Below are 26,272 nucleotides of genomic sequence, written 5' to 3' on the forward strand. Positions count from 1 at the left end.
CGGTCGGGAGAACGCCTCCATTGAAATCAACCACTTACCGCTCAGATCCGGATCGGACCATTATAGAGGGCAAGCCCAAGGCCGTGCCGCCCGAAGTGCGCTTCCTGCAGGTCGATGGCGAATCCGGTGGGCAGCGGCTGGACAATTTTCTCGCCCGACATCTCAAAGGCGTGCCCAAAACCCATGTGTACCGGATCATTCGCTCCGGGGAAGTGCGGGTCAACAAAGCCCGCGCGAGTGCGGATCAGCGTGTGGTGCCCGGGGACCTGATTCGCCTCCCGCCCGTGCGGGTCGCCGCGCCGCGAACCGAAGAACAGGTGGCCGCCGTACCGGGGCGGGAATTTCCGGTGCTGTTTGAAGACGAACAGATGCTGGCCATCGACAAGCCGGCCGGCACTGCGGTACACGGTGGTTCGGGCGTCAGCTTTGGCGTGATCGAGCAGATGCGCCGTGCCCGTCCGGCCCAGGCTTTTCTGGAACTGGTTCACCGGCTTGACCGTGAGACCAGTGGAATCCTGTTGCTCGCGAAACGCCGCAGTGCCTTGCGTCATCTGCAGGATCAGTTCCGGGAACGCGAAACCGGAAAGACCTACCTGGCGCTGGTACTGGGTGCCTGGCCAGAACGGGTGAAGGTCGTTGATGCGCCTCTGCTCAAATACCTGTTGCCCGATGGCGAGCGGCGCGTTCGGGTGGTCGGACGTGACGATCCCGACGGAATGCGTTCGATCACCCTGGTGCGAGTTCGCCAGCGTCTGGAGGGGTTTACGCTGCTCGAAGTGACGATCCGCACCGGGCGGACGCACCAGATTCGCGTTCACCTGGCCTCTCAGGGACACCCGATCGCCGGTGATGACAAATACGGCCGCTTTGACCGCAATCGCGAATTGGCTCAGGCTGGGCTCAGACGCATGTTTTTGCACGCGTGGATGCTGGCATTTGACCATCCGGTTGGTGCGCGACGCATCGAACTGACAGCGGCGCTACCCGACGAACTTTCTCGTTTCTTAAACCATGTCCAGTCGTCCTCGCCAGTTTGACCTGATTGCCTTCGACTGGGACGGCACCCTGTTCGATTCGACCGCCATCATCGTTCGCTGCATTCAGCAGGCGGTGGTCGATGTCGGCGGTGCGCGCCCCACCGATGATGCTGCCGCGTACGTCATAGGCATGGCCTTGATGCCGGCCTTGGCGCACGCGGCGCCTGACGTGCCTCCCGAACGGTATCCCCAGCTCGGTGAGAGGTATCGGCATTACTATTGGCAACACCAGAACGACATCAACCTCTTTCCCGGCGTTCTGGACTTGCTTGACGGCCTGAAGGCCCGTCATCATTGGCTGGCCGTTGCCACCGGGAAAAGCCGCCGCGGTCTGGACGAGGCCCTGGCGACCGCGCAGTTGCGCGGCGTTTTTGACGGATCCCGTACTGCCGATGAGACGGCAGGAAAACCCCATCCCCGAATGCTGCAGGAGTTGATGGCTGAATTTGGCGTCGAGCCGGAGCGGACGCTGATGATCGGTGATACCACGCACGATCTTCAGATGGCGGCGAACGCCGGTTGCGCCAGCGTCGCGGTCAGTTACGGAGCGCACCCGACGGCGCATTTCGACGGCTTCAGCCCCCGATTGGTCGCCCACTCGGTCGCTGAGCTACACCGATGGCTGACCGAGCATGCATGAGGGGTCCCCGGTGTTGACGGATCATTTACCTGGCGATGAAACGGCTGTTGATCTTTGTCCTTCTGGGGCCTTGCTCGACGGTGCGCGGGCAGTAGGGTTCGATGTGAGCTTTGGCGGACAAACCTGCCGGGCTTTCGTTGTGCGTTGGCAGGGGCGGCCGTATGCGTTTCTGAATCGGTGCACGCATGTCGCCATGGAAATGGACTACCAGCCCGACCGCTTCTTCGACGATACCGGCCAATGGCTGCTCTGCGCAACCCACGGAGCGGCCTATCGACCTGATACCGGGGCATGCGCTGGCGGCCCCTGCAGGGGCGGACTGACCGCCATTGCGGTCAGCGAAAAGGCGGGCCGGGTGCGCTGGCATACTTCCTGGAACCTCAAACCGGTGAACTACCCGATATGACTGACCCCCAAGCGGGCGAAAAGCCCGAATCAGAGCAAAAAGTGGCAATACCCAGCGAAAAAACGTCTTCTGATGCTATGAAATCAGAAGTCTTTGGTGACCCGAAAGCAGCGCCCGGGTGGGAGCGCGCCACCCTGGAAAAGCTGGCATTTGCCCATCTGGAGGAACAACGCAACGCGCGCCGTTGGCGCATTGGCCTGCGTTTGGCGTGGCTGGGGGTTTTTTCGCTGATTGCCTGGGTTTTGCTGAGTCGCGCCACGCCCCATGCCGATCCGAGCGCCCCGCATACGGCCTTGGTGGAAATCCGGGGCGAGATTTCCGCCGATGCCGAGGCCCGGGCGGAATTCATCAATGCGGCGATGCGTGTCGCGCTTGAAGATAAAGGTTCGCGCGGCCTCATCTTGCTGATTGACTCGCCCGGGGGCAGCCCGGTGCAGGCCGGCATCATCAATGATGAGATTGCGCGCCTCAAGGGTCTGCACCAGAAACCGATCCATGTTGTCGTCGAGGACACCTGTGCGTCGGCGGCGTACTATGTGGCCGTCGCCGCGGATCGCATCCATGTCGACAAGGCCAGCGTCGTCGGCTCCATCGGTGTGCTGATGGACGGGTTCGGCTTTACGGGCGTGATGGAAAAACTTGGCATCGAGCGACGGCTCATGACCGCTGGAGAGAACAAGGGATTCCTTGATCCGTTCAGCCCGCAAACGCCGGCTCAAAAGGCCTACACCCAGACTTTGCTGAACCAGATACACCAGCAGTTCATTGCGGTGGTCAAGAAAGGGCGCGGTCAACGCCTGAAAGAAACGCCCGAGATGTTCAGTGGCCTGTTCTGGAGTGGCCAGCAAGCCATCGAAATGGGCCTGGCAGATGCTTACGGAACGGTCGATTCAGTGGCTCGCGATGTCATCGGAGCTGCTGAAGTTGTGGATTACACCCGACACGAGAACGTCGCAGAACGCCTGTTCAAGCGCTTCGGGGCAGCTATCGGTGAAGGGGCGGTTCGGGCGATCCGCCAGCCCGCTGGCATCCGATAAGATGGCGAAAATCCTGACCGAGGAGAGGCGTGATGACACAAGTGGTTCGTCGGTTGACCCTGTTGGGTCCCCTGCTGGCTGTCCTGGCTGGGTTGCCGGCGCATGGGGGCGTCTGTTATACCGTGCATTCGCCCGATAACCGGGTTTTGTACCGCTCCGAAGTCTCGCCGGTCGACCTGTCACGACGTCTGTCGGAAACCTTGCCCCGGGCGTTCCCGGCCGGCTCGTCCATGGTTTTCGTCACGAGCGATTCGGCGTGCCCGCCGGTCACCGAGGTCGTGCCGGTGCCGCGTCGGTCAGGTGACGCTGCGGCAATGCCATCGTCGCAGACTGCAGCGCCTGGCAGTGACTGGTATGCGCCGCCATCCGGTATTCCTACGGCACAGGAACGTGCGGAGCCACCGGCGCAAGGGCCGGGTGTTTACCGGTCGTTGCAGGCGGGCGGCTCGGGTGTAGAAGGCCAGATGACACCGCAGGAGCGCGCGCGCTATTCGCACGAGCGTTGGCTTCAGCTGCAGGAGGCGCGCGATGCACGCATCAAGGCGGCGATCGCCTCACGGGAACGAACCGTCCTGACGCCAGCGGTGGCTACCCCGGTTGAACCGGAGCCCGCACCGGCGGTCAGTCAGACGACGAGTTATCGTTCTACCTATTCCTACAACCGGCGTGGCCGGCGGCGCTGACGCTTGATCCGATCAGGGGCCGAAAGCGAAAACGGCCGGTGTCCCATTGACGGGCCCACCGCCATTTTTCCGCCAGTTTGCAACGGTTGAACATCGGCAATCTGCGTCATCGAGGGTGAGCGACCGGGCGTATGCGAGACGGGTAGATGGTTGCAGAGTGCGAACCATGGCACCCCACAGCAGCTGGTTGCGGAACGGCGTTTCGATGAACAACTGGGTTTGACCCGAGCGGTGGCTGTGCTGTTCCAGGGTTCGAATCCGACCTTCCAGTGCATTGGCTTCCTGCGGCAGGTAGCCCTGAAAAGCAAAATTCTGACCGTTCAGGCCACTGGCCGCGAGTGCGAGCAGGGGCGAAACGGGTCCAACGAGTGGAATCACGCGAAGGCCAAGAGCGTGGGCCGCTGCCACAACAGACGAGCCCGGATCGGCGACCGCGGGCATCCCGGCTTCGCTGATCAGGCCGACATCCTGCCCGTTCAGCGCAGGCCCCAGGAGCGGACGGGCGTCAAATTGACCCGGCAGATGGTCCCCCTTCTTATGGACCGCACGGGGCAGCTCCGCCATGGATTGCTCTCGCAAGGGCTTTGCCAGCGGATGTTCGTTGCTGACCCGGTTGAGAAACGCGCGGGCGCTCTTGGCGTTCTCGCAGATCCAGAAGCTCAAGCGAGCCGCTATCGCCATCGTTCGCTCCGGCAGAACGGCAGACAGCGCCACCGGCGACGGGCAGGCAAAGTCCAGTGGTGTGGGAACGAGGTAGAGCACACCTTGCCGTGCGTCGGCAATGTTGGGTATCGCAGATCCGGTCATAGGATTGAGCAGCCCGCCGCCCGAATCATTCGGGCGGTGCGAATCAACGGCAGACCGACCAGTGCCGTCGGGTCATCGCTGTCGATACGTTCCAGTAAAGCGATGCCGAGTCCTTCGCTGCGGGCGCTCCCGGCGCAGTCGTAGGGAGTCTCGGCCTGCAGATACCGTTCGATTTCTTCGGGACTGAGTGCCCGAAAGCGGACGAAGACCGGGGCCACTTCCAGGGATTCGAAGCCATTTTCGAGGCACACCACGGCGACAGCGGTGTGGAACGTTACAAGCTGTCCGCTCATCCGATTGAGCTGGATGGCGGCGTTGGCATGGTTGCCCGGTTTTCCCAGTGGCTCCCCGGCGAGATCAGCGACCTGATCGGAACCGATAACCACCGCCTGTCGATGGCGCTGCGCGACTTCGCGCGCCTTTCCCAAGGCCAGTCGCTTTGCAAGATCGAGTGGACTCTCGCGATCCCTGGGTGTCTCGTCAACTGCGGGCCGGTCGACGGTGAACGGAACCCGCAAGCGCTGCAACAACTCTCGGCGGTAGGGCGAGGTTGACCCCAGTACAAGCGAGCGGGTGGGGACATTGGTCAAATCGTTCATTCGGTGATTCTCTTACACTGGCCCCATGACAAAAGACTTCCAGGTTGAACGTTTGGACGTTCCCGCTTTTGCGGCAGCAGGCGCCACCCTGACGGGGCAGGTGCCAATGGCACGATTGGACCGTTTGGCAGCCGAGTGCGAAACGGGGGCATCGAGTGCCGTGGATTGGGAAGCCGCCGGGGAATTGCGCGACATGAACTCGCCGAGCCCCCAACAATGGGTGCGTTTGCGTGCCCGTGCCGAGCTTGCGAGAACTTGCCAGCGTTGTCTGCGACCCATGATGGTCGAGTTGATGGTCGATCGGTGGTTCCGTTTCGTCGCCGATGAGGCCACCGCCAGCGCCCTTGACGATGAAATGGAGGAGGACGTACTGGTAAGCAGCCGAAGCCTTGACCTGATCGAATTGCTGGAAGATGAATTGCTGCTTGCGATGCCACTGGTGCCTCGCCATGATGTGTGCCCTGAGCCGGCGGCGGGCCTCTCAGCGGGATCTGCCCAGGGTGCAGCAGATGAGCGACCCCACCCGTTCGCCGCGTTGGCGAAAATGCGGCTGAATCAGTAGTGAGGTCCTCGTAGCTTAATCGACTATAATGTCAGGCTTCGCCCGCAGTACCTTTGGCTGTGGGGTCAAATTCCCATCCGATCAGGCGGTCGCTCCGGTGAAAACCGAGCGGTTGCAGTTACAGAGTGAAGGAGCCGCCATGGCCGTCCAGCAAAACAAAAAATCTCCGTCGAAGCGCGGTATGCACCGTTCGCACAACGCGCTCAACGTTCCTGGAATCGCCGTCGAGCCGACGACGGGTGAGACCCATCTGCGCCACCACATCAGCCCGAATGGTTTCTACCGCGGGCGTCAGGTTCTGAAGAACAAATCCGAAGCCTGAACTTTCTGGTTCCATGAGCCCGGTGCGACGGTTGAATCCGTTCGCAGCGGGCTTTTCGTTTTCTGGCCGAGCTGATTGGCCGGCAATCCTCGGATCGAACTGATGTGGTCCAAATGACATGACTACTGTTGCCGTCGACTGTATGGGGGGCGACTACGGGCCCTCAATTACCCTGCCAGCCTGCCGCGAGTTTCTGCATCGTCACCCGGATGTCCGATTGATTTTGGTTGGATTGCCGGACGCGTTCAAAGAGTTCTCCCACGATCGCGCCGTCTTTGTGACAGCGACCGAGGTGGTGGGTATGGACGATCCGGTTGAAGTCGCGTTGCGTCGAAAAAAAGATTCGTCGATGCGGGTCGCGATCAATCTGGTCAAGGAGGGGCGTGCTGACGCAGCGGTTTCTGCGGGTAATACCGGTGCCCTGATGGCAATCGCGCGGTATGTGCTCAAGACCGTCGAGGGCATTGATCGCCCGGCAATAGCATCCTTTCTCCCCAACGCGCGCGGGGGCGCAACCACGGTTCTTGATCTGGGAGCTAACGTCGACTGCAGTGCCGCGCACCTGCTGCAGTTTGCGGTCATGGGCTCGGCTTTGGTTTCGGTGACTCAGTCGGAGCAGGCCCCTTCGGTCGGGCTGCTCAACATCGGTGAGGAGACCATCAAAGGGAGTGAGGTCATAAAGCAGGCAGGTGAATTGCTTCGAATGGCAGGAAATGCAGGTGATCTCAACTTCTTCGGGAATGTCGAAGGCAACGACATATTCAAAGGGACAACCGACATTGTTGTTTGCGACGGTTTTGTCGGGAATGTGGCCCTGAAAGCCAGCGAGGGTTTGGCGACCATGGTCGGCGCCATGCTCAAAGAGGAGTTTTCTCGCAGTATCTGGACAAAAATTGCCGCTATCGTCTCTTATCCGGTTCTAAAGGGGTTCAAGAATAGGGTGGACCATCGTCGCTACAACGGGGCGGCCTTGCTCGGGCTGAAGGGCTTGGTATTCAAGAGCCATGGATCGGCCGATGTCCTGGCATTCGGTTTCGCGCTTGACCGCGCGTATGATGCCTCGCGAAATCAACTACTCGACAAGGTCCGCAAGCGTATCGCCCACGCTGCGCCGCTCATGGCCCAAAGTGAAGCCGAACCTGTCTCGACCATGGGTGCATAAGTCTGATGAACCGTTTTTCATGTGTCCGGGGAACCGGCAGTTACCTTCCGCCGAATCGGGTGTCCAACGCCGAACTGGTGGCTGAACTTGCGCGCCGTGGGGTTGAAAGCTCGGACGAGTGGATCGTCGAGCGAACCGGTATCCGCGCACGGCACTTTGTTGCGGATGGCGTGTTTTCGAGCGACCTCGCGCTGGAGGCATCGAAGAGAGCGCTGGGTGCTGCCGGGATGGACGCCGCATCGTTGGATTTGATTGTCGTGGCGACGTCTACGCCGGATATGGTTTTTCCGTCAACGGCGGCAATTCTCCAACACAAGTTGGGCGTTGCCGGATGTCCGGCGTTTGACGTACAGGCAGTGTGTAGCGGTTTCGTCTATGCAATGACAGTCGCTGATTCCATGATACGCAGTGGCAGCGCGAACCGCGTGTTGGTTGTCGGCGCGGAGGTTTTTTCGCGTTTGTTGGATTTCAACGACCGCACCACTTGCGTTTTGTTCGGTGATGGGGCCGGGGCAGTTGTGATGGAGGCTTCGGAGCAGCCCGGGGTTCTTGCAACGGATCTGCATGCGGATGGACGACATGTAGGGATTCTGTGTGTTCCCGGACATGTGTCCGGAGGTGCAATTCTGGGTGATCCGATGCTGAAGATGGATGGGCAGGCTGTGTTCAAGCTTGCAGTCGGGGTACTGGAAGACTCCGCCCGGACGGTTCTTGCGCGGGCTGGCTTGGACAGTGGCGACGTGGACTGGCTGATCCCGCACCAGGCGAATATTCGGATCATGCAGAGTACCGCGCGCAAGTTGCGAATTTCCATGGATAAGGTGGTTGTCACGGTGGATCAGCATGGCAATACTTCCGCAGCATCAATCCCATTGGCGCTGGACTGCGCGGTGCGCGACGGTCGAGTCCATGGCGGTGATCGGGTGCTGCTTGAGGGTGTTGGCGGCGGGTTTACCTGGGGTTCGGTGCTTTTGCAGATGTAACTGCCGGTTTGTCTTCCGTAACGCGGAGCGATTCCCTTCAAATTGGTTGACGAGTACGAGATGAACAAACGTTTTGCCATAGTTTTCCCTGGCCAGGGGTCGCAGGCCGTCGGTATGCTGGACGGGTGGGGTAGTCATCCGGTGGTCGCGCAGGCGGTCGAAGAGGCATCCGACGCGCTCGGGGAGGACCTGGGTCGGTTGATCCATGAGGGCCCGAAGGAGATTCTCGCGCTGACCACCAATACCCAGCCGGTGATGTTGCTTGCGGGCGTTGCTGCCTGGAGGGTCTGGTGTGCCGAGGGGGGAGCGACTCCGGAGGTCATGGCAGGTCATTCACTCGGCGAGTATTCAGCGTTGGTGGCCGCTGGAGCGCTCAGTCTCGCGCAGGCGATCCCCTTGGTCCGTCTTCGTGCAACGGCAATGCAGGAGGCGGTTCCTGCTGGCCGTGGTGCGATGGCCGCGATTTTGGGCATGGATGCCCAACGGGTCATTGCCGGCTGTCGCGAGGCGACGGAAGCGTTTGGCACGGCAAGCCACGAGGTCGTAGAGGCGGTTAATTTCAATGACCCTGTCCAGACGGTCATTGCCGGTACCCGCATGGCCGTGGAAAAGGCCTGTGAAATCCTGAAATCCGGTGGCGCGAAGAGGGCTTTGCCTCTGCCGGTTTCAGCGCCTTTTCACTCGAGTTTGATGAAACCTGCAGCGGAAAAGCTCAAGGAACGGCTTTCGCGGACTGAACTCGCAACCCCCATGATTCCCGTGCTGAACAACATTGACGTCATGGTTGAACATGATCCCGGGCGCATCCGCGACGCACTTTACCGGCAAGCCTTCGGGCCGGTGCGCTGGGTCCAGACCATAGAGGCGATTCGTGCACGGGGTGTTGAGACCGTTGTCGAAAGTGGGCCGGGCAAAGTTCTCACCGGTATGGTCCGTCGAATTGACGCTGGAATGAGTGGACTCGCAGTTCATGACAGTGTGAGCCTCACCGAGGTTTTGGCGCATTTGCGCAGCTGACGGGATGCATCCCTGCTGCATAAGGAATCATCAGAATGAATACAAGCAACGAGGCAGGCAAAATCGCCCTGGTTACAGGCGCTTCACGTGGGATTGGGGCGGCAATCGCATTGGAGTTGGCGCGTTCCGGATTTAAAGTTGTCGGCACAGCCACCACGGATGAAGGCGCTCAACGAATCAGCAGCACCCTTTCGGTTCATGAAGGATGTCGGGGCGCACGACTCGACGTCAACGATCCAAACGCGGCAGAGGCATTGATTGACGAGATGGTTCGTGAATTCGGATCACTGAACGTGCTGGTGAACAATGCGGGCATAACCCGCGACATGCTCGCCATGCGCTTGCGCGACGCTGACTGGACCGCTGTTGTTGACACCAACCTCAATGCGGTTTTCCGGCTCAGCCGTGCCGTTATTCGCCCCATGATGAAACAGCGACATGGCCGCATCATCAACATCACCAGTGTCGTAGGTGCGTCAGGCAACCCGGGGCAGGCAAACTATGCTGCGGCGAAAGCGGGCGTTGCCGGTATGACCCGCGCTTTGGCGCGTGAGCTTGGCAGTCGTCGCATCACTGTGAACTGTGTGGCGCCGGGATTCATTGAAACCGATATGACAGCGGCGTTGCCGCCTGAGCAGCAAAAGGCGCTCTTGGACCAGATACCGCTTGGGCATCTGGGCAAGCCCGCTGATGTGGCCCATTTGGTGGCTTTTCTGGCGGGCCCCGGCGCGGCGTACATCACAGGGCAAGAGATCCATGTCAATGGCGGCATGTTCATGGCCTGATCTGGCGAGCCTGTCCGCTAGGGCGATCTCCCTAGCATGAGTAAAATCCACTTTTTTCACAACCCTCAGAGGGAACCATGAGTGATATTGAAGCACGAGTCAAACGAATCATCGCCGAACAACTCGGTGTTGAAGAATCCCAGGTGACAAATGAAAAGGCGTTTGTTGCCGATCTGGGCGCTGACTCGCTGGATACCGTTGAACTGGTCATGGCGCTCGAAGATGAGTTTGGGATCGAGATCCCTGACGAAGACGCGGAAAAGATCACGACGGTCCAGGCCGCTATCGATTACGCCCTGTCCAAGCAGGCTTGATTGTTGATGACCCGTCGTCGCGTTGTCGTCACGGGTTTGGGCTGCATCAGCCCCGTGGGCAACACGGTGGGGGAGGCGTGGTCCAACCTGTTGGCGGGTCGATCCGGAATCGACCATATTTCAAAGTTCGATGCTTCTGCCTTCTCCAGTCGCATTGCCGGTGAGGTTCGCGGATTCGACGTGGAGAGTTACATGTCTGCGAAAGAAGCGCGGACTATGGATACGTTTATCCACTACGGCATTGCCGCTGCGGATCAGGCGGTTCGGGATGCCGGAATCCGCTTCGGTGACCAACTGGATGAGGATTCCGCGAGTCGTGTAGGTTGTGTGATCGGTTCGGGAATTGGCGGATTGCCCCTTATCGAGAACACGCAGGCCGAACTGGTGGCTCGTGGTCCACGACGGATCACTCCGTTTTTTGTTCCGGCTTCGATCATCAACATGATTTCAGGTCATGTGTCGATGCGTTTCGGTTTCAAAGGTCCGAACCTTGCCATTGTCACGGCTTGTACAACCGGCCTGCACTGCATTGGGGAAGCGGGCCGCCTGATCGAGTATGGTGATGCCGACGTCGTAGTCGCTGGTGGCGCGGAGGCAACAGTCTCTCCCTTGGGGATAGGGGGATTTGCGGCCATGCGGGCGCTTTCGACACGAAACGACGACCCCAAAGCCGCATCCCGCCCATGGGACAAAGACAGGGATGGGTTTGTTCTGGGCGAAGGTGCCGGGGTATTGGTGCTTGAAGAGATGGAGCACGCCAAAGCCCGCGGCGCCCGCATTTACGCAGAACTGGCGGGCTTCGGCATGAGTGCAGATGCTGGGCATATGACGGCTCCGAACATGGACGGCCCCCGGAGGGCCATGGTTGCTGCGATGCGTAATGCCGGCATCAACCCAGACCAGATCGACTACGTTAACGCACACGGCACGTCGACCCCCTTGGGTGATGTCAACGAGTCCAACGCGATCAAGGCGGCGTTGGGTGATCATGCAGCACAAACCGTGATCAGTTCCACGAAATCAATGACCGGTCACTTGCTGGGTGGGGCGGGTGGCCTGGAAAGCCTTTTTACCGTGCTGGCGATCCACCATCAAATCTGTCCTCCCACGATCAATATAGCCAACCAGGATCCGGAGTGCGATCTGGATTACTGCGCCAACCAAGCACGTCACCGGCCTTTGAATTTTGCCCTGAAGAACAATTTCGGATTTGGCGGAACCAACGGCAGCTTGGTGTTTCGGCGCGTCTGACCAGGTGAGCCGGTACGCCCCGTCGGTGCAATACCCGGTGGGGCGTTCGCGCCTTTTAGGTCACTTCATTGCGGGCCTTTGCCTTGCGACTGCAGTCCTCCTGGCGTGGATGGTGTTTTTGGTCCGTCCGGGGCTACCGGCGACAGTGGCATCTGGCGTGGCGATGGGTATTCAATGGCTTCTTGCATGGCAGGCATGGGTGCAACTGGGGCGACCGGGAGAGCTCGTGTGGTCCGCATCGGGATGGCTATGGATACACGCGGAAGCTTCGCAGCCGCTTTTTCAGCCCCAGGTTCGGATCGACCTGGGGACCCATTTGCTGATCTGCTTTACCGGAGATGACGAACCCGGCGCGCAGGCCAGGTGGCCCACAAATACACGCTGGTTCTGGCTGGATTCCGGCTCGGACTCGGGGAAATGGCATTTGCTGCGTTGTGCGGTATATTCGGCGCCGCCCAGTTCTCTGGCGGATCACGGGGGCCAGATCAAGGCGTAGCGGCGGGCCCGCCGATCTGGAAAGCCTTTGAGAACTCAGTCCATCCGTTGACAATCGAAACACCTAGCCCCAATCTGACCGATACCGACACGCGTCTGGTTGAGTTGGCCATGGCCGGGGATACCCGGGCGTTCGATCTGCTGGTCGTCAAGTACGAGAGGCGCATCCACCGGCTGATAGGGCGGTTTGTGCGTGACGCCGAACTTGTGGAAGACATCGCCCAGGAAACCTTCGTTCGGGCCTGGCGGGCATTGCATCAGTTTCGCGGCGATGCACAGTTCTATACGTGGCTCTACCGAATTGCCGTCAACACAGCGAAAAAGTCACTGATGGATTTGCGGCGGGATCCGGTCGTATTCGAGAGCACGCTCCACAAAGCGGACGAAGAAAGTGAAACTTCTTCGCCCCAGGAAGAACAAAGCACCCAGGAGACGCCAGAAACCGAGTATGCCGCACGAGAAATTGCGCGACACGTACAAAAAGCACTTGATGCTCTACCCGAGGATATTCGTCAAGCCATTGTGCTCCGTGAAATGGAAGGCTTAACTTACGAGGAGATAGCTGTCGCGATGAATTGTCCGATCGGAACCGTTCGATCGCGGATTTTCCGTGCCCGCGAAGCGATTTCGCAGCAGATTCGTCCGCTATTGGAAAGCCAAGGGGGAAAAAGATGGTAGTTGGTATTGAGGAATTATCTGGAGCGTCCCCGAATGCAGACCCGGGGCAGATGGTGTCCGACCTGATGGACGGTCGCGTCTTGCCTGCCGAGTTGGACGATGCGCTCCTTGGTCTTTGTGCTGACGAAAGGGCGCTCGTGTCATGGAAGGCGTACCACGTGATCGGCGACACCTTGAAATCGGGAAACCAGCCCTTGCCACTTGTCACCCCGCAGTTCGTTTCAAAGGTTCGGGCTCGTATCGATGTCGAGATCATGTCGGGTGGCCAAAGTGCGCGACAGGAATTGGAGCAAAGGTCTGCCGGGCGTCCGGATAAGGCCGGCAGGAATCGGCAAGCGGACGCAGCGAATGAATCGTTGTTTCTTTGGCGGGCTGTGGCGGGAGTGGCTGTGTTTGTGGCAGTTGGTGCGTTGGCGTGGTCCGCGATAGAAAATCCGGGTTTACGCGAAGGCGCGCAAATAGCTGCACGCAGCCAAGGCAACCCGTCGTCGTCACTTGGATCGGGTGGCACGGTGATATTGCGCGATCCGGTCCTTGATGAAATGCTGGCCGCTCATCGTCAGGTCAGCGGGGCTTCGGCACTTCAGATGCCGGCGGGCTTTGTTCGTAATGCCGCCTTTGACTCGACGCATCGGTGAAACGGGTAGCAGCAGTTTCTGCAGGTGAAATGACGCCGATTTATTACTACCAGTGGACCAGCAGTCGTTTCCTTCGGCTTTCGATGGTGCTGTTGTGGATGCTGGCGGGTGCTCTGACGCTGCCTGCCCTTGCCGTACAGGCTGCTGAACCGGCGCCTCAAGGTGATCGCTCAATTGGAGAGTGGTTGCTTCGTTTGCATGAAGCAGCACGGCAGCGCAGCTTCGTCGGAACGGTTGTGGTGACGCAGTCTGGGGGCGGTTCTTCGGCAGCAAAGGTTTGGCATGTCTGCGACGGGCGCCAACAGATCGAGAAGATCGAATCGTTGACGGGAGCGCCGCGGACGACGATAAGGAGAAATGAACAGGTTGTCACGTTTCTGCAGGACTCGCGGGTTGTACGTAACGAGCAGCGGCAGGGGCTCGCCACTTTCCCGGGCTTGCTGCGAAGCGGAAATCACACAATTGCGGACCATTACCTGCTTCGGTCGGATGGGTCCGAGCGGGTTGCCGGGCACGATGCGGAGCGATTTCGTATCGTCCCGAAAGACACGCTACGGTATGGCTACCGAATCTGGAGCGAACGAACCACCGGTTTGATGCTCCGGATAGAAACACTCGATGGCGACGGTAAGGCATTGGAACAGGTCGCGTTTACGGAGTTGCAAATCAACGCTCCGGTCCGTATGGAACACCTGTCACGCGAAATGACCCAGACAGATGGATATCGTCAGGAGAGATTGGCGCAAACTCCAACCACCGCGGCCGAAGAAGGTTGGCATCTGCGCACACCCGTCGCGGGATTTCGTCCGGTCAGCTGCTATCGACGCGGCTCTGTCCCGAGTGGCGCCGCAATTGTTCAGTGGACCTTCTCGGATGGGCTGGCGACGGTCTCGCTCTTCATGGAGCCCCATGATCGCCAGCGCCACCAGACCGAAGGAGCGCGGGTCATGGGCGCAACCGGTAGTTGGGGACAGCGCACCGATGACTGGTGGATCACGGCCGTAGGTGAAGTGCCGCTGTCGACTCTGCAACTATTTGCAAAGGCTCTTGTGCGCAGGCCCTGAGTCCCCATCTTCTTGCTCTGCATCCTCGTTTCCCAATGAGACTGAAAGGTTGACGATGAAACTGTCGAAAAGAAATCTGGTATCCGTTTTTCTTCTTGCTTTGTCAGTCGGTACTGCCAATCTGGCATTGGGCTTGGCGTCGGCGCATGCCCAATCGGGTGTGGCCAGTGCGCGGGCACTGCCTGACTTTGCTGATTTGGTGGAACAGGTCGGTCCTTCCGTGGTGAATATCCGAACCCTGGAGAAGTCCCGCTCGGCGTCGGGTGGCGGCGCGGCGGAAGATGAAATGCAGGAGTTCTTCCGCCGCTTTTTTGGTGTGCCGTTGCCCAATGCGCCCCGCCAGCCCGGCCCGCGATCGGGTCGCCCACAGGAGGAGGACGCGAGACCACGCGGCGTTGGCTCAGGATTCATACTCTCAGCCGATGGCTACATCATGACGAACGCGCACGTTGTCGAAGATGCGGATGAAGTGCTGGTGACCTTGACGGACAAACGGGAGTTCAAAGCGCGAATCGTCGGAGCGGACAAGCGGACCGATGTGGCGCTTGTAAAAATCGAATCGAGCGGGTTGCCCGCCGTCAAGATCGGCGACGTTGGTCGATTGAGGGCTGGTGAATGGGTGGTGGCCATTGGCTCTCCTTTTGGTTTGGACAACACCGTTACTGCAGGTATCGTCAGCGCGAAACAACGAGATACCGGCGAATACCTCCCCTTCATTCAGACCGATGTAGCGATCAATCCGGGAAACTCCGGAGGGCCTTTGATCAATCTCCGCGGAGAAGTGGTTGGTATCAACAGCCAGATTTACTCCCGATCGGGCGGTTACATGGGCATTGCCTTCGCGATCCCGATTGACGAAGCGATGCGTGTGGGCGAACAGCTCAAGTCCAGTGGGAGGGTGACCCGCGGACGCATCGGTGTTCAGATTGACCAGGTGTCCAAAGACATCGCCGAATCCATAGGGCTCGGGCGTCCGCATGGTGCGCTGGTCCGGGGTGTCGAAAGCGGCTCGCCGGCTGAAAAGGGCGGCCTCGAGGCCGGTGACATCATCACCAAACTGGATGGTCGAAACATTGAAAAAGCTTCCGATCTTCCGCGCCTCGTCGGCAACACCAAACCCGGAACCCGCAGTACTCTTACCGTGTTCCGCCGCGGCAAGACGCAGGAACTGGTGGTGACCATCGGCGAAGTGGAGGGTGAGAAGCAGGCGCGAAAGGTCCCGGAACGGGATGACAAGAACCGCCCGAATCCAACCGGCCAGGCGTGGGGGCTGACCTTGAGTGACCTGAGCGACACGCAGAAAAAGGAACTGCGAATCAAAGGCGGCGTTCGCATTGAGGCGGTGTCCGATATCGCAGCGCGTTCCGGTCTGCGTGAGGGTGATGTGATTGTCCAAGTGGCCAATAACGAAATAGGCAGCTTGAAGGACTTCGAAGCGATTGCATCCCGGCTCGATCGAGGCAAGCCCGTCCACCTGCTGATCCGCCGAGGCGAATGGGCTCAGTTCATCCTTCTGAAGCCTGGGCGTTGAATTCGGGGACTCATACACTTCAAATTGGTGCGACTTCCTTGCGGGGGGGGCGTGACCCCCTCCGCAACAGAACGCCGCCGGCGCACGGGTTCGAAACTGCTATCACGAGCGGGACACCTTTTTTTGCCTACAATGCGGTCCCAACCTTCGCAGTTGCCAAAGATTGTTGGTTCAGGGCGCGTCTCAAGCTGGCGCGCCCTTTTTTCGTTTCCCGTTACCGTACACACGTCGCCCCGCGCGCAGGTTTGATGAAGCACATCCGGAACTTTTCGATCATTGCCCATATTGATCACGGCAAATCCACCTTGGCCGATCGCCTGATCCAGCGGTGCGGCGGGCTGGAGGAGCGTGAAATGCAGGCCCAGGTCCTCGATTCCATGGATATCGAGAAAGAGCGCGGGATCACCATTAAGGCCCAGACCGCATCCCTCCAATACCGTGCTCGTGATGGGGGGGTCTACAACCTCAATTTGATCGACACCCCCGGCCATGTCGATTTCTCCTATGAGGTGAGCCGTTCGCTATCGGCCTGTGAGGGAGCTTTGCTTGTCGTCGACGCTTCGCAAGGTGTCGAGGCCCAGACCGTAGCCAATTGCTACACGGCGCTGGATCTCGGCGTAGAGGTGTTGCCGGTACTGAACAAAATGGATTTGCCGCAGGCCGATCCGGAAAACGCCAAGTCCGAAGTGGAAGACGTGATCGGAATTGACGCCTCGGAGGCGATCCCGTGTTCGGCCAAAACTGGAATGGGTATCGACGATATTCTGGAATCCATTGTCGCCAAGGTGCCCGCGCCGAGGGGAAATCCCGATGGCCCTCTGCGCGCCATGATTATCGACAGCTGGTTCGACACCTACGTGGGTGTGGTGATGCTGGTGCGGGTGGTCGATGGACGACTGCTCAAAGGTGAGCGCATCAAGCTGATGGCGACCGGTGCCGCCTACGAGGCGGGGAGTCTCGGCGTGTTTACCCCGGCGAATCAACCCCGGGACAACCTCTCGGCCGGAGAGGTGGGGTACATCGTCGCCGGTATCAAGGAGCTCCAGGCGGCCAAAGTTGGCGACACGGTGACACTGGAGAAAAAGCTGCCGAATAACGCGGGGCCTGCAACCGAGCCGCTTGCCGGATTCAAGGAGATACAGCCACAGGTTTTCGCCGGCTTGTACCCCACCGAAGCCAACCAGTACGACGCGTTGCGTGACAGCCTTGAGAAACTCAAGCTGAACGACGCATCGCTGCATTTCGAGCCCGAGGTTTCACAGGCTTTGGGGTTCGGATTCCGTTGTGGCTTTCTTGGCTTGCTCCACATGGAAATCGTGCAGGAGCGTCTCGAACGGGAGTTCGACCAGGACCTCATTACCACGGCACCGAGTGTGGTCTACCAGGTTGTCAAAGGCGACGGCGAAGTCATCATGGTCGAGAACCCCTCCAAAATGCCGGAACAGGGACGCATCCAGGAAATCCGCGAGCCTATTGTGACGGTGCACCTGTACATGCCGCAGGAATACGTGGGCCCGGTGATGACGCTGGCAAATCAGAAACGCGGCGTGCAGCTCAATATGGCCTACCACGGGCGGCAGGTGATGCTCACCTACGAACTGCCGCTAGGCGAAATCGTGCTCGATTTTTTTGACAAGCTCAAGTCGGTCAGCCGCGGCTATGCCTCTATGGATTATGAGTTCAAGGAGTACCGCGCCTCCGACGTCGTCAAGGTGGATATCCTGCTCAACGGCGAAAAGGTCGACGCGCTTTCGATCATCGTGCATCGCAGCCAGTCGCAGTACCGGGGGCGGGCCGTTGCCGCCAAGATGCGCGAGATCATCAGCCGCCAGATGTTCGACGTGGCAATCCAGGCGGCGATCGGTGCCAACATCATTGCCCGGGAAACGATCAAGGCGCTGCGCAAGAACGTGCTGGCGAAATGCTACGGCGGCGACATCACCCGCAAGCGAAAGTTGCTTGAAAAGCAGAAGGCGGGCAAAAAGCGCATGAAACAGATCGGCTCGGTAGAGGTCCCGCAAGAGGCATTCCTCGCCATACTGCAAGTGGAGGACTGATGCAAGTTTTGACCGCGATGATCCTGGCGGGATTTGTCGGCTACGCCGGCTCATGGTACCTGGGATTTCTGGAGGGCAATTTCGCCCTGCTGTTGTTTCTGGCGACGGTTGTCACCGGTCTTTATTGGCTCGCCGAGCGTCTTTACTTTCTGCCCCAACGCCGGCGTGCTGCTGACACGCTGCTGGCAGAAGATACGCGGCGTCGCGAAGAGCTCTCCCGCATGGGAATAACCCAGGTTGATGGGGATGTCACGCAGGCAAGCAACGCCATTTTGGCGCAGCCCTGGTGGCTGGACTGGACCGCGGGGCTGTTTCCGGTGATCGTGGCAGTATTCCTGCTGCGATCGTTTCTGTTCGAGCCGTTCAAAATTCCGTCCGGCTCGATGATTCCCACGCTGGAAATCGGCGACCTGATTCTGGTGAACAAGTTCACTTACGGCATTCGCCTGCCGGTCATCAATACCAAAATCACCGGTGGCACCCCTCCGCAGCGGGGTGACGTGATGGTCTTTCGATACCCGCCGCGCCCCAGCATGGATTACATCAAGCGGGTCGTAGGGGTCCCCGGCGATGAGGTTGCCTACCTGAACAAGCGCCTGTCGATCAATGGCAAGGAGGTTCCGGTTCATGTCCTACCGGAGTACTTCGACGAATCCGTTATGCGCTACTTCCAGCATGGGCAGGAGGCCCTCGGTCCGACGGCGCACAGGTTCATCCTGGACAAGGAACGTCCGGCCTTTATCCAGGGTACCGATGACTTTCCGTACCGGCAGAACTGCCGCTACAGTATCGAAGGCGTGGTGTGCAAGGTGCCCGAGGGCCACTATTTCATGATGGGCGACAACCGCGATAATTCGCTTGATTCGCGTTACTGGGGTTTTGTGCCGGACCGCAACATCGTCGGCAAGGCGTTTTTCGTCTGGATGAACTTCAGCAACCTGGGCCGGATCGGCTCCTTCAACTGACCACATTCATCGGGATGGATTGCAATATGACCTCAGCCTCGCGCGCGGCCCAAAGGGGCATCACTTTTATCGGCCTGCTGTTTGTGGCGGCCGTGCTGGGCGTTCTGGCCGTAGTCGGTGCCCAAATTGTGCCGACGGCCATCGAATATCAGGCGGTACTCAAGGCGGTGCGAAAAGCGTCGGAAGGGTCTACCGTCGGTGAAGTGCGTAACTTGTTTCAGCGGACAGCGGACGTTGACAACATCACATCGATCAAGGCACAGGATCTGGAGATCACCAAGGAAGGTGACAAGGTGGTGGTGGCGTTCGAGTACACCCGTGAAATCCATCTGGTCGGACCGGCTTACCTGCTGATGAAGTACGCCGGTCGGTCCAAGTGACCGCGGACGCTTCTCTGGCGGGTTTGCAAGCCCGTATCGGACACCGTTTCGGCTACCCGGGCTTGCTGATACAGGCATTGACCCACAGGAGCTTCAGCGCAGATCACAATGAACGCCTGGAGTTCCTGGGCGATGCGGTCCTCAATCTCGGTGTTGCCAGCCTTTTGTTTCAGCGGCTTCAGAGTCTGCCTGAAGGGGACCTCTCGCGCGTGCGCGCGAAACTGGTGCGCCAGGATACCTTGCACCAGCTGGCGCTTGACTTTGGCTTGCCGACCCATTTGCGCCTGGGTGAGGGTGAGCTGCGGTCGGGCGGGCAGGCGCGCGCCTCCATCTTGGCGGATGCCCTGGAGGCCGTCATCGGCGCGGTGTATCTGGATGCCGGCTTTGACGCCGCGAGTGCCCTGGTCCATCGGCTGTACGAGCGGGTTGACATCACCCCGCGCATGAGCGCTGCAGCCAAGGATGCGAAGACCGGACTGCAGGAGTGGTTGCAGGCGCGCAGAATGCAATTGCCGGTCTATCGTGTTGCGGCGACCCGGGGCGCCGCGCACCAGCAGGTGTTTGATGTGCACTGCGAGGTGAAGGAATGGGCTTTGTCCGCGCCGGGTAGCGGGCCCACCCGGCGAGCGGCCGAACAGGCGGCCGCTGAAGCGATGCTTGTGCAACTGCACCAGCGGGGTGAGCGATGAACGATCCTGAAAATATAGCAACAGGAGACGATTTGACGAAGGGTATCGATCGAAAAGGTTCTCATTCCATCATTGGGGAGCCCGAGGGTGGCGCCGACGCCAACGCGAACCAACGGTGTGGGCTGGTGGCCATTGTCGGCAGACCCAATGTGGGCAAGTCGACCCTGATGAATGCGCTGGTGGGGCAGAAGGTCAGCATTACGTCGCGCAAAGCGCAGACCACACGGCATCGCATTACCGGAATTCGCACGCTGGCCGACGCCGAAGGGGGTGGACCCCAATTCGTTTTTGTTGATACGCCGGGCTTTCAGACCCGGCATGCCACCGCCCTCAACCGATCGCTGAACCGCACGGTACTGGGTGCGGTGGGAGATGTCGATTTGGTGCTATTTGTGGTCGAGGCGGGACACTTCGGCCCGGCCGATGCGCAAGTGCTGTCACTGCTCAAGCCCGGGACTCCCGTGGTGCTGCTTGCCAACAAGCTCGATACCGTGCATCGCCGTGCCGATGTGGCACCCTGGTTGCGCCAGATGCAGGATCGCCATCCGTTCACCGAATTTGTTCCGATGTCGGCGAAGAACAAGGGTGATATCGAACGGTTACTGGCTATCTGCGCCAAATACCTGCCCCAGCAACCGTGGTGGTACGCCGAAGACGAACTGACCGACCGCAGCGAGAAATTCCTGGCCAGCGAACTGGTTCGCGAGAAGCTGTTTCGCTTGACCGGTGACGAACTGCCCTACACCTCCACGGTGATCATTGACCGTTTCGATGAGGAAAAAAGCAAGGCACACGGGCGGCTGTTGCGTATCGCAGCCACCATTGTGGTCGAACGGGATGGTCACAAAGCGATGGTGATCGGCGAGAAGGGTGAACGGCTCAAGCGTATCGGGACCGAGGCGCGCCAGGATCTGGAGAAACTGCTTGAGTGCAAAGTGTTCCTTGAGTTGTGGGTCAAGGTTCGCTCGGGATGGGCCGATGATGATGCCCGGGTTCGCAGCTTTGGCTACGAGTGAATGCCGGGGTCCGCGACGACCCTGACCAGGCACCCATGAAGCGGATTTCCGACGAGCCGTCCTATGTGTTGCACCGCTACGACTGGAGCGAGTCCAGCCTTATTCTGGAAGTGTTCACACGCGAACACGGACGCATTGCCCTCGTGGCCAAAGGTGCCAAGCGTCCCAGCTCCAGCTATCGCCCGGTGCTGCTGCCCTTGCAGCCGCTTCGGATCAGCTTCGGCGGCGATGCGGAGATTCGCACCCTGAAATCGGTCGAATGGGGGGGCGGCCAGGTGATGCCAACCGGTGCCAACCTGCTTTCAGGCTACTACCTCAACGAATTGCTGATGCGACTGTTGGCCCGGGATGACCCACATCCAGCACTGTTCGACGTGTACGGCGCGGCCGTTCAGCTGCTTGCCCGTGGGGGCGATGATCTGATGCATACCGCGCTGCGTGCGTTCGAGTTGCTTTTGCTGCGCGAAATTGGCCTCCTGCCCCAGCTCGATTCCCAGACCTTGACCTTGGCGCCATTGAACGATGGGGCGCGCTATTGCCTGGTCCCCGAGGGGGGGCTGCGCGAGGCTCACGCGGATGATTCCGCCACGCTGAGCGGCACCGATTGGCGCGCCTTGCAGACTGCGCTGGACGACAGCGCGCCCTACACGGCAACTTTGCGTGCGTGTTCTGCGTGCGGCGCCGGCCTTCGCCCCCAGCTGCGCACGCTGCTGAACTACCATTGCGGCACCGGCACGCTGCGCACCCGCCAGATGATGATCGACCTGCAGAACCTGTGATGGCCACCACAACCGCTCTTTCCGTCAACGTCAACAAGGTTGCGCTGGTGCGCAACACCCGGCATCTGGGCATCCCGTCCGTCACCCGCGCGGCGACGCAGTGCCTGCAGGCCGGTGCGCACGGCATCACCGTGCATCCCCGGCCGGACGAGCGGCACATCCGGGCGCAGGACGTGTTCGATCTCGCCACGCTGATGCAGGACTGGCCGGACCGGGAATACAACATCGAGGGCAATCCCTTCCACAACCTGATGGACTTTGTGCGCCGGGTGCGCCCGCACCAGGTGACCTTTGTGCCGGACAGCCAGGGCCAGTTCACCAGCGACCACGGCTGGAGTTTTCCGGACGATGCCGCGCATCTGCGTCCGGTGATACATGAGTGCCGCGCGCTGGGGGTGCGCGTGAGCCTGTTCATGGATCCGGTGCCCGAACAGATGGCGGCGGTCCGCGCGGTCGGTGCCGACCGGGTGGAGCTGTACACCGAGCCCTATGCCGCCGCGTGGGGGCATGCGGGACAGGCCACGCAGCTGGCGCGCTATGCGGCCGCCGCCGCTGCCGCGCGCGAGGCCGGCCTGGGGGTGAACGCCGGACACGATCTGAGCCAGGACAACCTGACCGATTTCCTGCGCGCCGTGCCCGGTGTGGCGGAAGTGTCGATCGGCCACGCCCTGATCGCCGACGCGCTGGAACAGGGCTATGCGGCCACCGTCCGCGGTTATCTGGCCTGCATCGACGCGGCGGGCCGATGATCTACGGCATCGGCACCGACATCTGCGATGTACGCCGCATCCGCGCCAGCCTGGAGCGGCACGGCGACCGTTTCCCCCGCAAAGTGCTCAGCGACGGCGAACTGGCGGTGTGGCAGGCGCGCAGCGTGCGCTGGCCGGAGCGGGGTGTGCGCTACCTGGCCACGCGGTTTTCGGCCAAGGAGGCGTTTTCCAAGGCGATTGGCCTGGGCATGCGTTTGCCCATGAGCTGGCGCCTGTGCGAAATCACCAAAGAGGTCAGTGGCAAGCCGGCCATCGTGCTGCATGGCGGTTTGAAGACCTGGTTCGAGGCCCGCAACCTGGTGGCGCACGTCAGCGTGACCGACGAGACCGACTACGCAGCCAGTTTCTGCGTGGTGGAACAAAAATAGTGATAAAAATGGCCATTACCCAGCGTCAAATGGTCATTGTTTGCTATCAAAAATGACATCATTATCGTTCTCGATTCCCATGAACCCGCATGCTCCCCTGATTCTGGACATCGCCGGCACGGCGTTGAACGCCGACGATCGGCGCCGTCTGGCCCACCCGTTGACCGGTGGACTGATCCTGTTTGCCCGCAACTGGCACCACCGTGCCCAGCTGGCCGAGCTGTGCGCCCAGATCAAGGCGGTGCGGGAGGATCTGCTGATCTGCGTCGACCATGAAGGCGGTCGGGTGCAGCGCTTTCGCACCGACGGCTTCACCCACCTGCCGCCGATGCGGGCTTTCGGACAGATGTGGATGGACGATGGCAAAGGGGCGGCCGGCTCGGGCGCCCTGCGGGCGCAGAACGCGGCCAGCGCCGCCGGCTACGTGCTCGCGGCCGAACTGCGCGCCTGTGGCGTGGATTTCAGCTTCACCCCGGTGCTGGACCTGGACTGGGCCGATACCGACCAGTCCCGCAGCAGCGTGATCGGTGACCGGGCCTTTCATGCCGACCCGCGGGTGGTCACCGTGCTGGCCAAAAGCCTGATGCACGGGCTGCTGCGCGCCGGCATGGCGGCTTGCGGCAAACATTTCCCGGGGCATGGCTTTGTGCGCGCCGACTCCCACACCGAGATTCCGGTCGACCGGCGCAGCCTCAAGGCCATCCTCGCCGATGATGCGGCACCGTATGGCTGGCTCAGTTCGGTGCTGACCAGTGTCATGCCCGCGCATGTGGTGTATCCACGGGTGGACAGCCGCCCGGCGGGTTTCTCGCGCCGTTGGCTGGAGGACATCCTGCGCCGGCAGCTGGGTTTTGACGGGGCCATCTTCAGTGACGACCTGTCGATGGCCGGCGCCCGGCGGATCGACGGCCGGGAGGTGGGCTACTCCGAAGCGGCGGTGGCGGCACTGGACGCAGGCTGCGACCTGGTGCTGCTGTGCAACCAGAGCCTGGACGGCGGCCAGGCGGTGGACGAACTGCTGGACGGACTGGCGGAAGCCCAGCTCAAAGGCCGCTGGCAAGCGCGCGAAGCCAGCGAGCTGCGGCGCCTGTCGTTGCTGCCGGCCGGCATCCCGGCGCCGTGGGATGCGCTGATGTGCAGCACCACCTACCAGCAGGCGCTGGCGTTGTTGCCCTGAGGAGCAGATTTTTTGGGGGCAGGGGTGACGCCGGGGCTGGTCATTCGCGGCGCAGTCCCCATCTGCAGACCTTGTTCACCGAGGCGCGCGCTTTCGCGCCGGAAGGGATGATCCTGATGTCCACACTCCTGCAGCGCACCCTGTCGCTGTTGCTGCGATTCCTGCTGGCTGCCCTGGCGGCTGTTTTTGCGCTCAGCCTGCTGGCGGCGGGGGTGGTGGTGGCATTGTTCGTCGTGTTGCGGGCGCTGCTCACCGGCCGGCGCCCCGCGCTGTGGGAAACCTGGCGTGTGGTGCGAAGCCGGCAAGGCCGGTGGCGCCCGACGGCTGCTGCCGACGGGGCCGCGGTCCGAACCGGTGTCCGCCGGCCCGCAGCGGACGATGTGACCGACGTCGAAGCCCGCGACATTCCCCGGTCCTGACACTCCCCCCGGGGCGGGGAAGGGGCGTTCAGGCCTCGCGTCGGGGCGCCGGCGTGTCGTGCTCGCGGCGCAGCGCCGGGAACAGGATGACGTCCCGGATGCTGGGGCTGTCGGTCAGCAGCATCATCAGGCGGTCGATGCCGATGCCGCAGCCGCCGGTGGGCGGCATGCCGTATTCCAGCGCGCGGACAAAGTCGTGGTCGTAGAACATGGCTTCGTCGTCACCACCGTCCTTGGCCGCCACCTGGGCGTGGAAACGGGCGGCCTGGTCTTCGGCGTCATTGAGCTCGGAAAAACCATTGCCGAATTCGCGGCCGGTGATGTAGAGCTCAAAGCGTTCGGTCACCTCGGGGCGGGCGTCGTTGGCGCGCGCCAGCGGGGAAATCTCGGTGGGGTGCTCCATGATGAAGGTCGGCTGCCAGAGCTTGTCTTCCACGGTTTCTTCAAAGTAAAGCACCTGCAGGCTGGCCAGGCTGCGGGTGGACAGCTTGTCCTTCTCGTCGGTCTTGCCCAGCTTCTTGAGGGCGCTGATCAGCCAGGCGGTGTCGTCCACATGGGCGCCGGCTTCGGTGTACTGGAAGATGGCCTCGCGGATGGTCAGGCGCGCAAAGGGTTGGGACAGATCGACCCCGCGACCCTGGTAACTCAGCTGCAGCGTACCCACGGCCTTGAGTGCTGCATCGCGGATGAGTTGCTCGGTAAACCCCATGAGATCACGATAGTTCCAGTACGCCGCATAGAACTCCATCATGGTGAATTCGGGGTTGTGCCGGACCGAGATGCCCTCGTTGCGGAAGTTGCGGTTGATCTCGAACACGCGCTCGAAGCCGCCCACGATCAGGCGCTTGAGGTAGAGCTCGGGTGCAATGCGCAGGAACATCTCCTGCTCCAGCGCATTGTGGTGGGTCACGAAGGGCCTGGCATTGGCCCCGCCCGGGATCGGGTGCAGCATGGGTGTTTCAACTTCCAGAAACTCATGCGCGACCATGAATTCGCGGATGCCACTGACGGCTTTGCTGCGGGCGACAAAGCGCTTGCGGGCCGCCTCGTCGGTCATCAGATCCACGTAGCGCTGGCGGTACTTGACCTCCTGGTCGTGGATGCCGTGAAACTTGTCCGGCATGGGACGCAGGCTTTTTGTCAGGAGCCTGATGTGGGTCGTCTGTACCGACAACTCGCCCGTACGGGTCTTGAACAGGGTGCCTTCTGCCGCCACGATGTCACCCAGGTCCCAGTGCTTGAAGGCCGTGTAGGCTTCTTCGCCGACGCCATCACGGGTGACGTAAATCTGAAAGCGTCCGGTGGCGTCTTGGAGCGTCGCGAAACTGGCCTTGCCCATCACCCGTTTGAGCATCATCCGGCCGGCGATCTTGGCGGTAACTGTGATCGCATTGTCGCCGGTGAATGCCTCTGCCGGTTTGTCCCCATGCGCCACCAGCAATGCGGCGGCATGGTCTTCGGGCTTGAAATCGTTCGGGAATGCGACGCCTTTGCCTTGGGCCTGAGCCTCGCGCAGTGCCTTGAGCTTTTCGCGGCGCTCGGCGATCAGCTGGTTTTCATCCTGGGGGGCTGGGGTAGGGGTGGTCTCGGACATGGGCAGGCTGGGTAAGGGGCGCGGCAGGCGCCAGCAGAAGGCGGTGC

The 26,272-nt window shown here is 60.8% G+C and carries 30 protein-coding genes; 27 read left to right on the top strand and 3 right to left on the bottom strand.

The genetic code is table 11. The annotated features are described in order from the left end of the window. Positions 1-20: 20 nt before the first annotated feature. From AC2EBU_RS11910 to AC2EBU_RS11930, 5 genes are all read left to right on the top strand, one after another. Complete coding sequence (locus tag AC2EBU_RS11910) at positions 21-1,037, top strand: RluA family pseudouridine synthase (protein WP_484610915.1); 1,017 nt, start codon at positions 21-23, stop codon at positions 1,035-1,037. Beyond that, complete coding sequence (locus tag AC2EBU_RS11915) at positions 1,012-1,677, top strand: HAD family hydrolase (protein ID WP_484610646.1); 666 nt, start codon at positions 1,012-1,014, stop codon at positions 1,675-1,677. The genes AC2EBU_RS11910 and AC2EBU_RS11915 overlap by 26 nt, the downstream gene beginning before the upstream one ends. 70 nt (positions 1,678-1,747) lie before the next feature. Further along, positions 1,748-2,083, top strand: coding sequence for a Rieske (2Fe-2S) protein (locus AC2EBU_RS11920; protein WP_484610916.1), 336 nt, complete (start codon positions 1,748-1,750; stop codon positions 2,081-2,083). Beyond that, on the top strand, positions 2,080-3,120 hold the full coding sequence (locus AC2EBU_RS11925) for a S49 family peptidase (protein ID WP_484610647.1): 1,041 nt from the start codon (positions 2,080-2,082) through the stop codon (positions 3,118-3,120). The genes AC2EBU_RS11920 and AC2EBU_RS11925 overlap by 4 nt, the downstream gene beginning before the upstream one ends. A 32-nt stretch (positions 3,121-3,152) precedes the next feature. Next, complete coding sequence (locus AC2EBU_RS11930) at positions 3,153-3,803, top strand: hypothetical protein (protein ID WP_484610648.1); 651 nt, start codon at positions 3,153-3,155, stop codon at positions 3,801-3,803. A 12-nt stretch (positions 3,804-3,815) separates the two neighbouring features. Here the strand turns inward: AC2EBU_RS11930 and AC2EBU_RS11935 are convergent, their stop codons facing one another. Together AC2EBU_RS11935 and AC2EBU_RS11940 are read right to left on the bottom strand one after the other, a co-directional pair. After that, positions 3,816-4,610 carry an SAM-dependent methyltransferase gene (locus AC2EBU_RS11935; protein WP_484610649.1) on the bottom strand — a complete coding sequence of 265 codons (795 nt, stop codon included), beginning with the start codon at positions 4,608-4,610 and terminating at the stop codon, positions 3,816-3,818. Continuing rightward, the gene (locus AC2EBU_RS11940; protein WP_484610650.1) at positions 4,607-5,209 is read right to left on the bottom strand and encodes a Maf family protein; all 603 of its coding nucleotides are present in this window, start codon (positions 5,207-5,209) and stop codon (positions 4,607-4,609) included. The genes AC2EBU_RS11935 and AC2EBU_RS11940 overlap by 4 nt, the downstream gene beginning before the upstream one ends. Before the next feature lie 25 nt (positions 5,210-5,234). Between AC2EBU_RS11940 and AC2EBU_RS11945 the strand changes: the two genes are divergently transcribed. The 22 genes from AC2EBU_RS11945 (at position 5,235) to AC2EBU_RS12050 (ending at position 24,631) form a co-directional block, all read left to right on the top strand. Continuing rightward, positions 5,235-5,771 carry a YceD family protein gene (locus AC2EBU_RS11945; RefSeq protein WP_484610651.1) on the top strand — a complete coding sequence of 179 codons (537 nt, stop codon included), beginning with the start codon at positions 5,235-5,237 and terminating at the stop codon, positions 5,769-5,771. Positions 5,772-5,910: 139 nt separating this feature from the next. Beyond that, positions 5,911-6,093: a 50S ribosomal protein L32 gene (gene rpmF / locus AC2EBU_RS11950; RefSeq protein WP_005794249.1), complete on the top strand. Its 183-nt coding sequence runs from the start codon at positions 5,911-5,913 to the stop codon at positions 6,091-6,093. A 118-nt stretch (positions 6,094-6,211) separates the two neighbouring features. Then, the gene (gene plsX / locus AC2EBU_RS11955) at positions 6,212-7,255 is read left to right on the top strand and encodes a phosphate acyltransferase PlsX (protein ID WP_484610652.1); all 1,044 of its coding nucleotides are present in this window, start codon (positions 6,212-6,214) and stop codon (positions 7,253-7,255) included. A 5-nt stretch (positions 7,256-7,260) separates the two neighbouring features. After that, complete coding sequence (locus AC2EBU_RS11960) at positions 7,261-8,238, top strand: beta-ketoacyl-ACP synthase III (RefSeq protein ID WP_484610653.1); 978 nt, start codon at positions 7,261-7,263, stop codon at positions 8,236-8,238. 60 nt (positions 8,239-8,298) lie between these two features. Continuing rightward, on the top strand, positions 8,299-9,255 hold the full coding sequence (fabD, locus tag AC2EBU_RS11965; RefSeq protein ID WP_484610917.1) for an ACP S-malonyltransferase: 957 nt from the start codon (positions 8,299-8,301) through the stop codon (positions 9,253-9,255). Between the two features lie 35 nt (positions 9,256-9,290). Then, entirely contained in the window at positions 9,291-10,040 is a 750-nt protein-coding gene (fabG, locus tag AC2EBU_RS11970) for a 3-oxoacyl-ACP reductase FabG (protein ID WP_484610654.1), read from the top strand. Positions 10,041-10,117: 77 nt separating this feature from the next. Then, complete coding sequence (gene acpP / locus AC2EBU_RS11975) at positions 10,118-10,354, top strand: acyl carrier protein (RefSeq protein WP_484610655.1); 237 nt, start codon at positions 10,118-10,120, stop codon at positions 10,352-10,354. A gap of 6 nt (positions 10,355-10,360) precedes the next feature. Next, a complete protein-coding gene (gene fabF / locus AC2EBU_RS11980) occupies positions 10,361-11,605 on the top strand; it encodes a beta-ketoacyl-ACP synthase II (protein ID WP_484610656.1) in 1,245 nt (414 codons plus the stop codon). A gap of 543 nt (positions 11,606-12,148) precedes the next feature. After that, a complete protein-coding gene (gene rpoE / locus AC2EBU_RS11985) occupies positions 12,149-12,778 on the top strand; it encodes an RNA polymerase sigma factor RpoE (protein ID WP_484610918.1) in 630 nt (209 codons plus the stop codon). A gap of 50 nt (positions 12,779-12,828) precedes the next feature. Next, positions 12,829-13,416 (top strand): RseA family anti-sigma factor, encoded by a 588-nt coding sequence (locus AC2EBU_RS11990; RefSeq protein ID WP_484610657.1) that lies wholly within the window; start codon positions 12,829-12,831, stop codon positions 13,414-13,416. A 29-nt stretch (positions 13,417-13,445) separates the two neighbouring features. Further along, positions 13,446-14,480 carry a MucB/RseB C-terminal domain-containing protein gene (locus tag AC2EBU_RS11995; RefSeq protein WP_484610658.1) on the top strand — a complete coding sequence of 345 codons (1,035 nt, stop codon included), beginning with the start codon at positions 13,446-13,448 and terminating at the stop codon, positions 14,478-14,480. Between the two features lie 55 nt (positions 14,481-14,535). Then, positions 14,536-16,011, top strand: a complete 1,476-nt coding sequence (locus AC2EBU_RS12000) for a DegQ family serine endoprotease (protein ID WP_484610659.1) — start codon at positions 14,536-14,538, stop codon at positions 16,009-16,011. A 248-nt stretch (positions 16,012-16,259) separates the two neighbouring features. Beyond that, on the top strand, positions 16,260-18,068 hold the full coding sequence (gene lepA / locus AC2EBU_RS12005) for a translation elongation factor 4 (protein WP_484610660.1): 1,809 nt from the start codon (positions 16,260-16,262) through the stop codon (positions 18,066-18,068). After that, complete coding sequence (lepB, locus tag AC2EBU_RS12010) at positions 18,068-19,033, top strand: signal peptidase I (protein ID WP_484610661.1); 966 nt, start codon at positions 18,068-18,070, stop codon at positions 19,031-19,033. Before lepA ends, lepB begins: the two co-directional genes overlap by 1 nt. A gap of 26 nt (positions 19,034-19,059) precedes the next feature. Next, positions 19,060-19,413, top strand: coding sequence for a DUF4845 domain-containing protein (locus AC2EBU_RS12015; protein WP_484610662.1), 354 nt, complete (start codon positions 19,060-19,062; stop codon positions 19,411-19,413). Further along, on the top strand, positions 19,410-20,102 hold the full coding sequence (gene rnc / locus AC2EBU_RS12020; RefSeq protein ID WP_484610663.1) for a ribonuclease III: 693 nt from the start codon (positions 19,410-19,412) through the stop codon (positions 20,100-20,102). The genes AC2EBU_RS12015 and rnc overlap by 4 nt, the downstream gene beginning before the upstream one ends. Then, the gene (era, locus tag AC2EBU_RS12025) at positions 20,099-21,118 is read left to right on the top strand and encodes a GTPase Era (protein ID WP_484610664.1); all 1,020 of its coding nucleotides are present in this window, start codon (positions 20,099-20,101) and stop codon (positions 21,116-21,118) included. Before rnc ends, era begins: the two co-directional genes overlap by 4 nt. A 35-nt stretch (positions 21,119-21,153) precedes the next feature. Further along, the gene (gene recO, locus AC2EBU_RS12030; protein WP_484610665.1) at positions 21,154-21,897 is read left to right on the top strand and encodes a DNA repair protein RecO; all 744 of its coding nucleotides are present in this window, start codon (positions 21,154-21,156) and stop codon (positions 21,895-21,897) included. Further along, the gene (locus tag AC2EBU_RS12035) at positions 21,897-22,646 is read left to right on the top strand and encodes a pyridoxine 5'-phosphate synthase (protein ID WP_484610666.1); all 750 of its coding nucleotides are present in this window, start codon (positions 21,897-21,899) and stop codon (positions 22,644-22,646) included. Before recO ends, AC2EBU_RS12035 begins: the two co-directional genes overlap by 1 nt. Beyond that, entirely contained in the window at positions 22,643-23,035 is a 393-nt protein-coding gene (gene acpS / locus AC2EBU_RS12040) for a holo-ACP synthase (RefSeq protein ID WP_484610667.1), read from the top strand. The genes AC2EBU_RS12035 and acpS overlap by 4 nt, the downstream gene beginning before the upstream one ends. Positions 23,036-23,114: 79 nt before the next feature. Next, positions 23,115-24,212: a beta-N-acetylhexosaminidase gene (nagZ, locus tag AC2EBU_RS12045; RefSeq protein WP_484610668.1), complete on the top strand. Its 1,098-nt coding sequence runs from the start codon at positions 23,115-23,117 to the stop codon at positions 24,210-24,212. A gap of 116 nt (positions 24,213-24,328) precedes the next feature. Then, positions 24,329-24,631 (top strand): hypothetical protein, encoded by a 303-nt coding sequence (locus AC2EBU_RS12050; protein ID WP_484610669.1) that lies wholly within the window; start codon positions 24,329-24,331, stop codon positions 24,629-24,631. A 28-nt stretch (positions 24,632-24,659) separates the two neighbouring features. Here AC2EBU_RS12050 and lysS read toward each other — a convergent pair whose 3' ends face one another. Then, a complete protein-coding gene (gene lysS, locus AC2EBU_RS12055) occupies positions 24,660-26,225 on the bottom strand; it encodes a lysine--tRNA ligase (RefSeq protein WP_484610670.1) in 1,566 nt (521 codons plus the stop codon). Positions 26,226-26,272 lie beyond the last annotated feature (47 nt).

Source organism: Curvibacter sp. T50, from assembly GCF_057219955.1.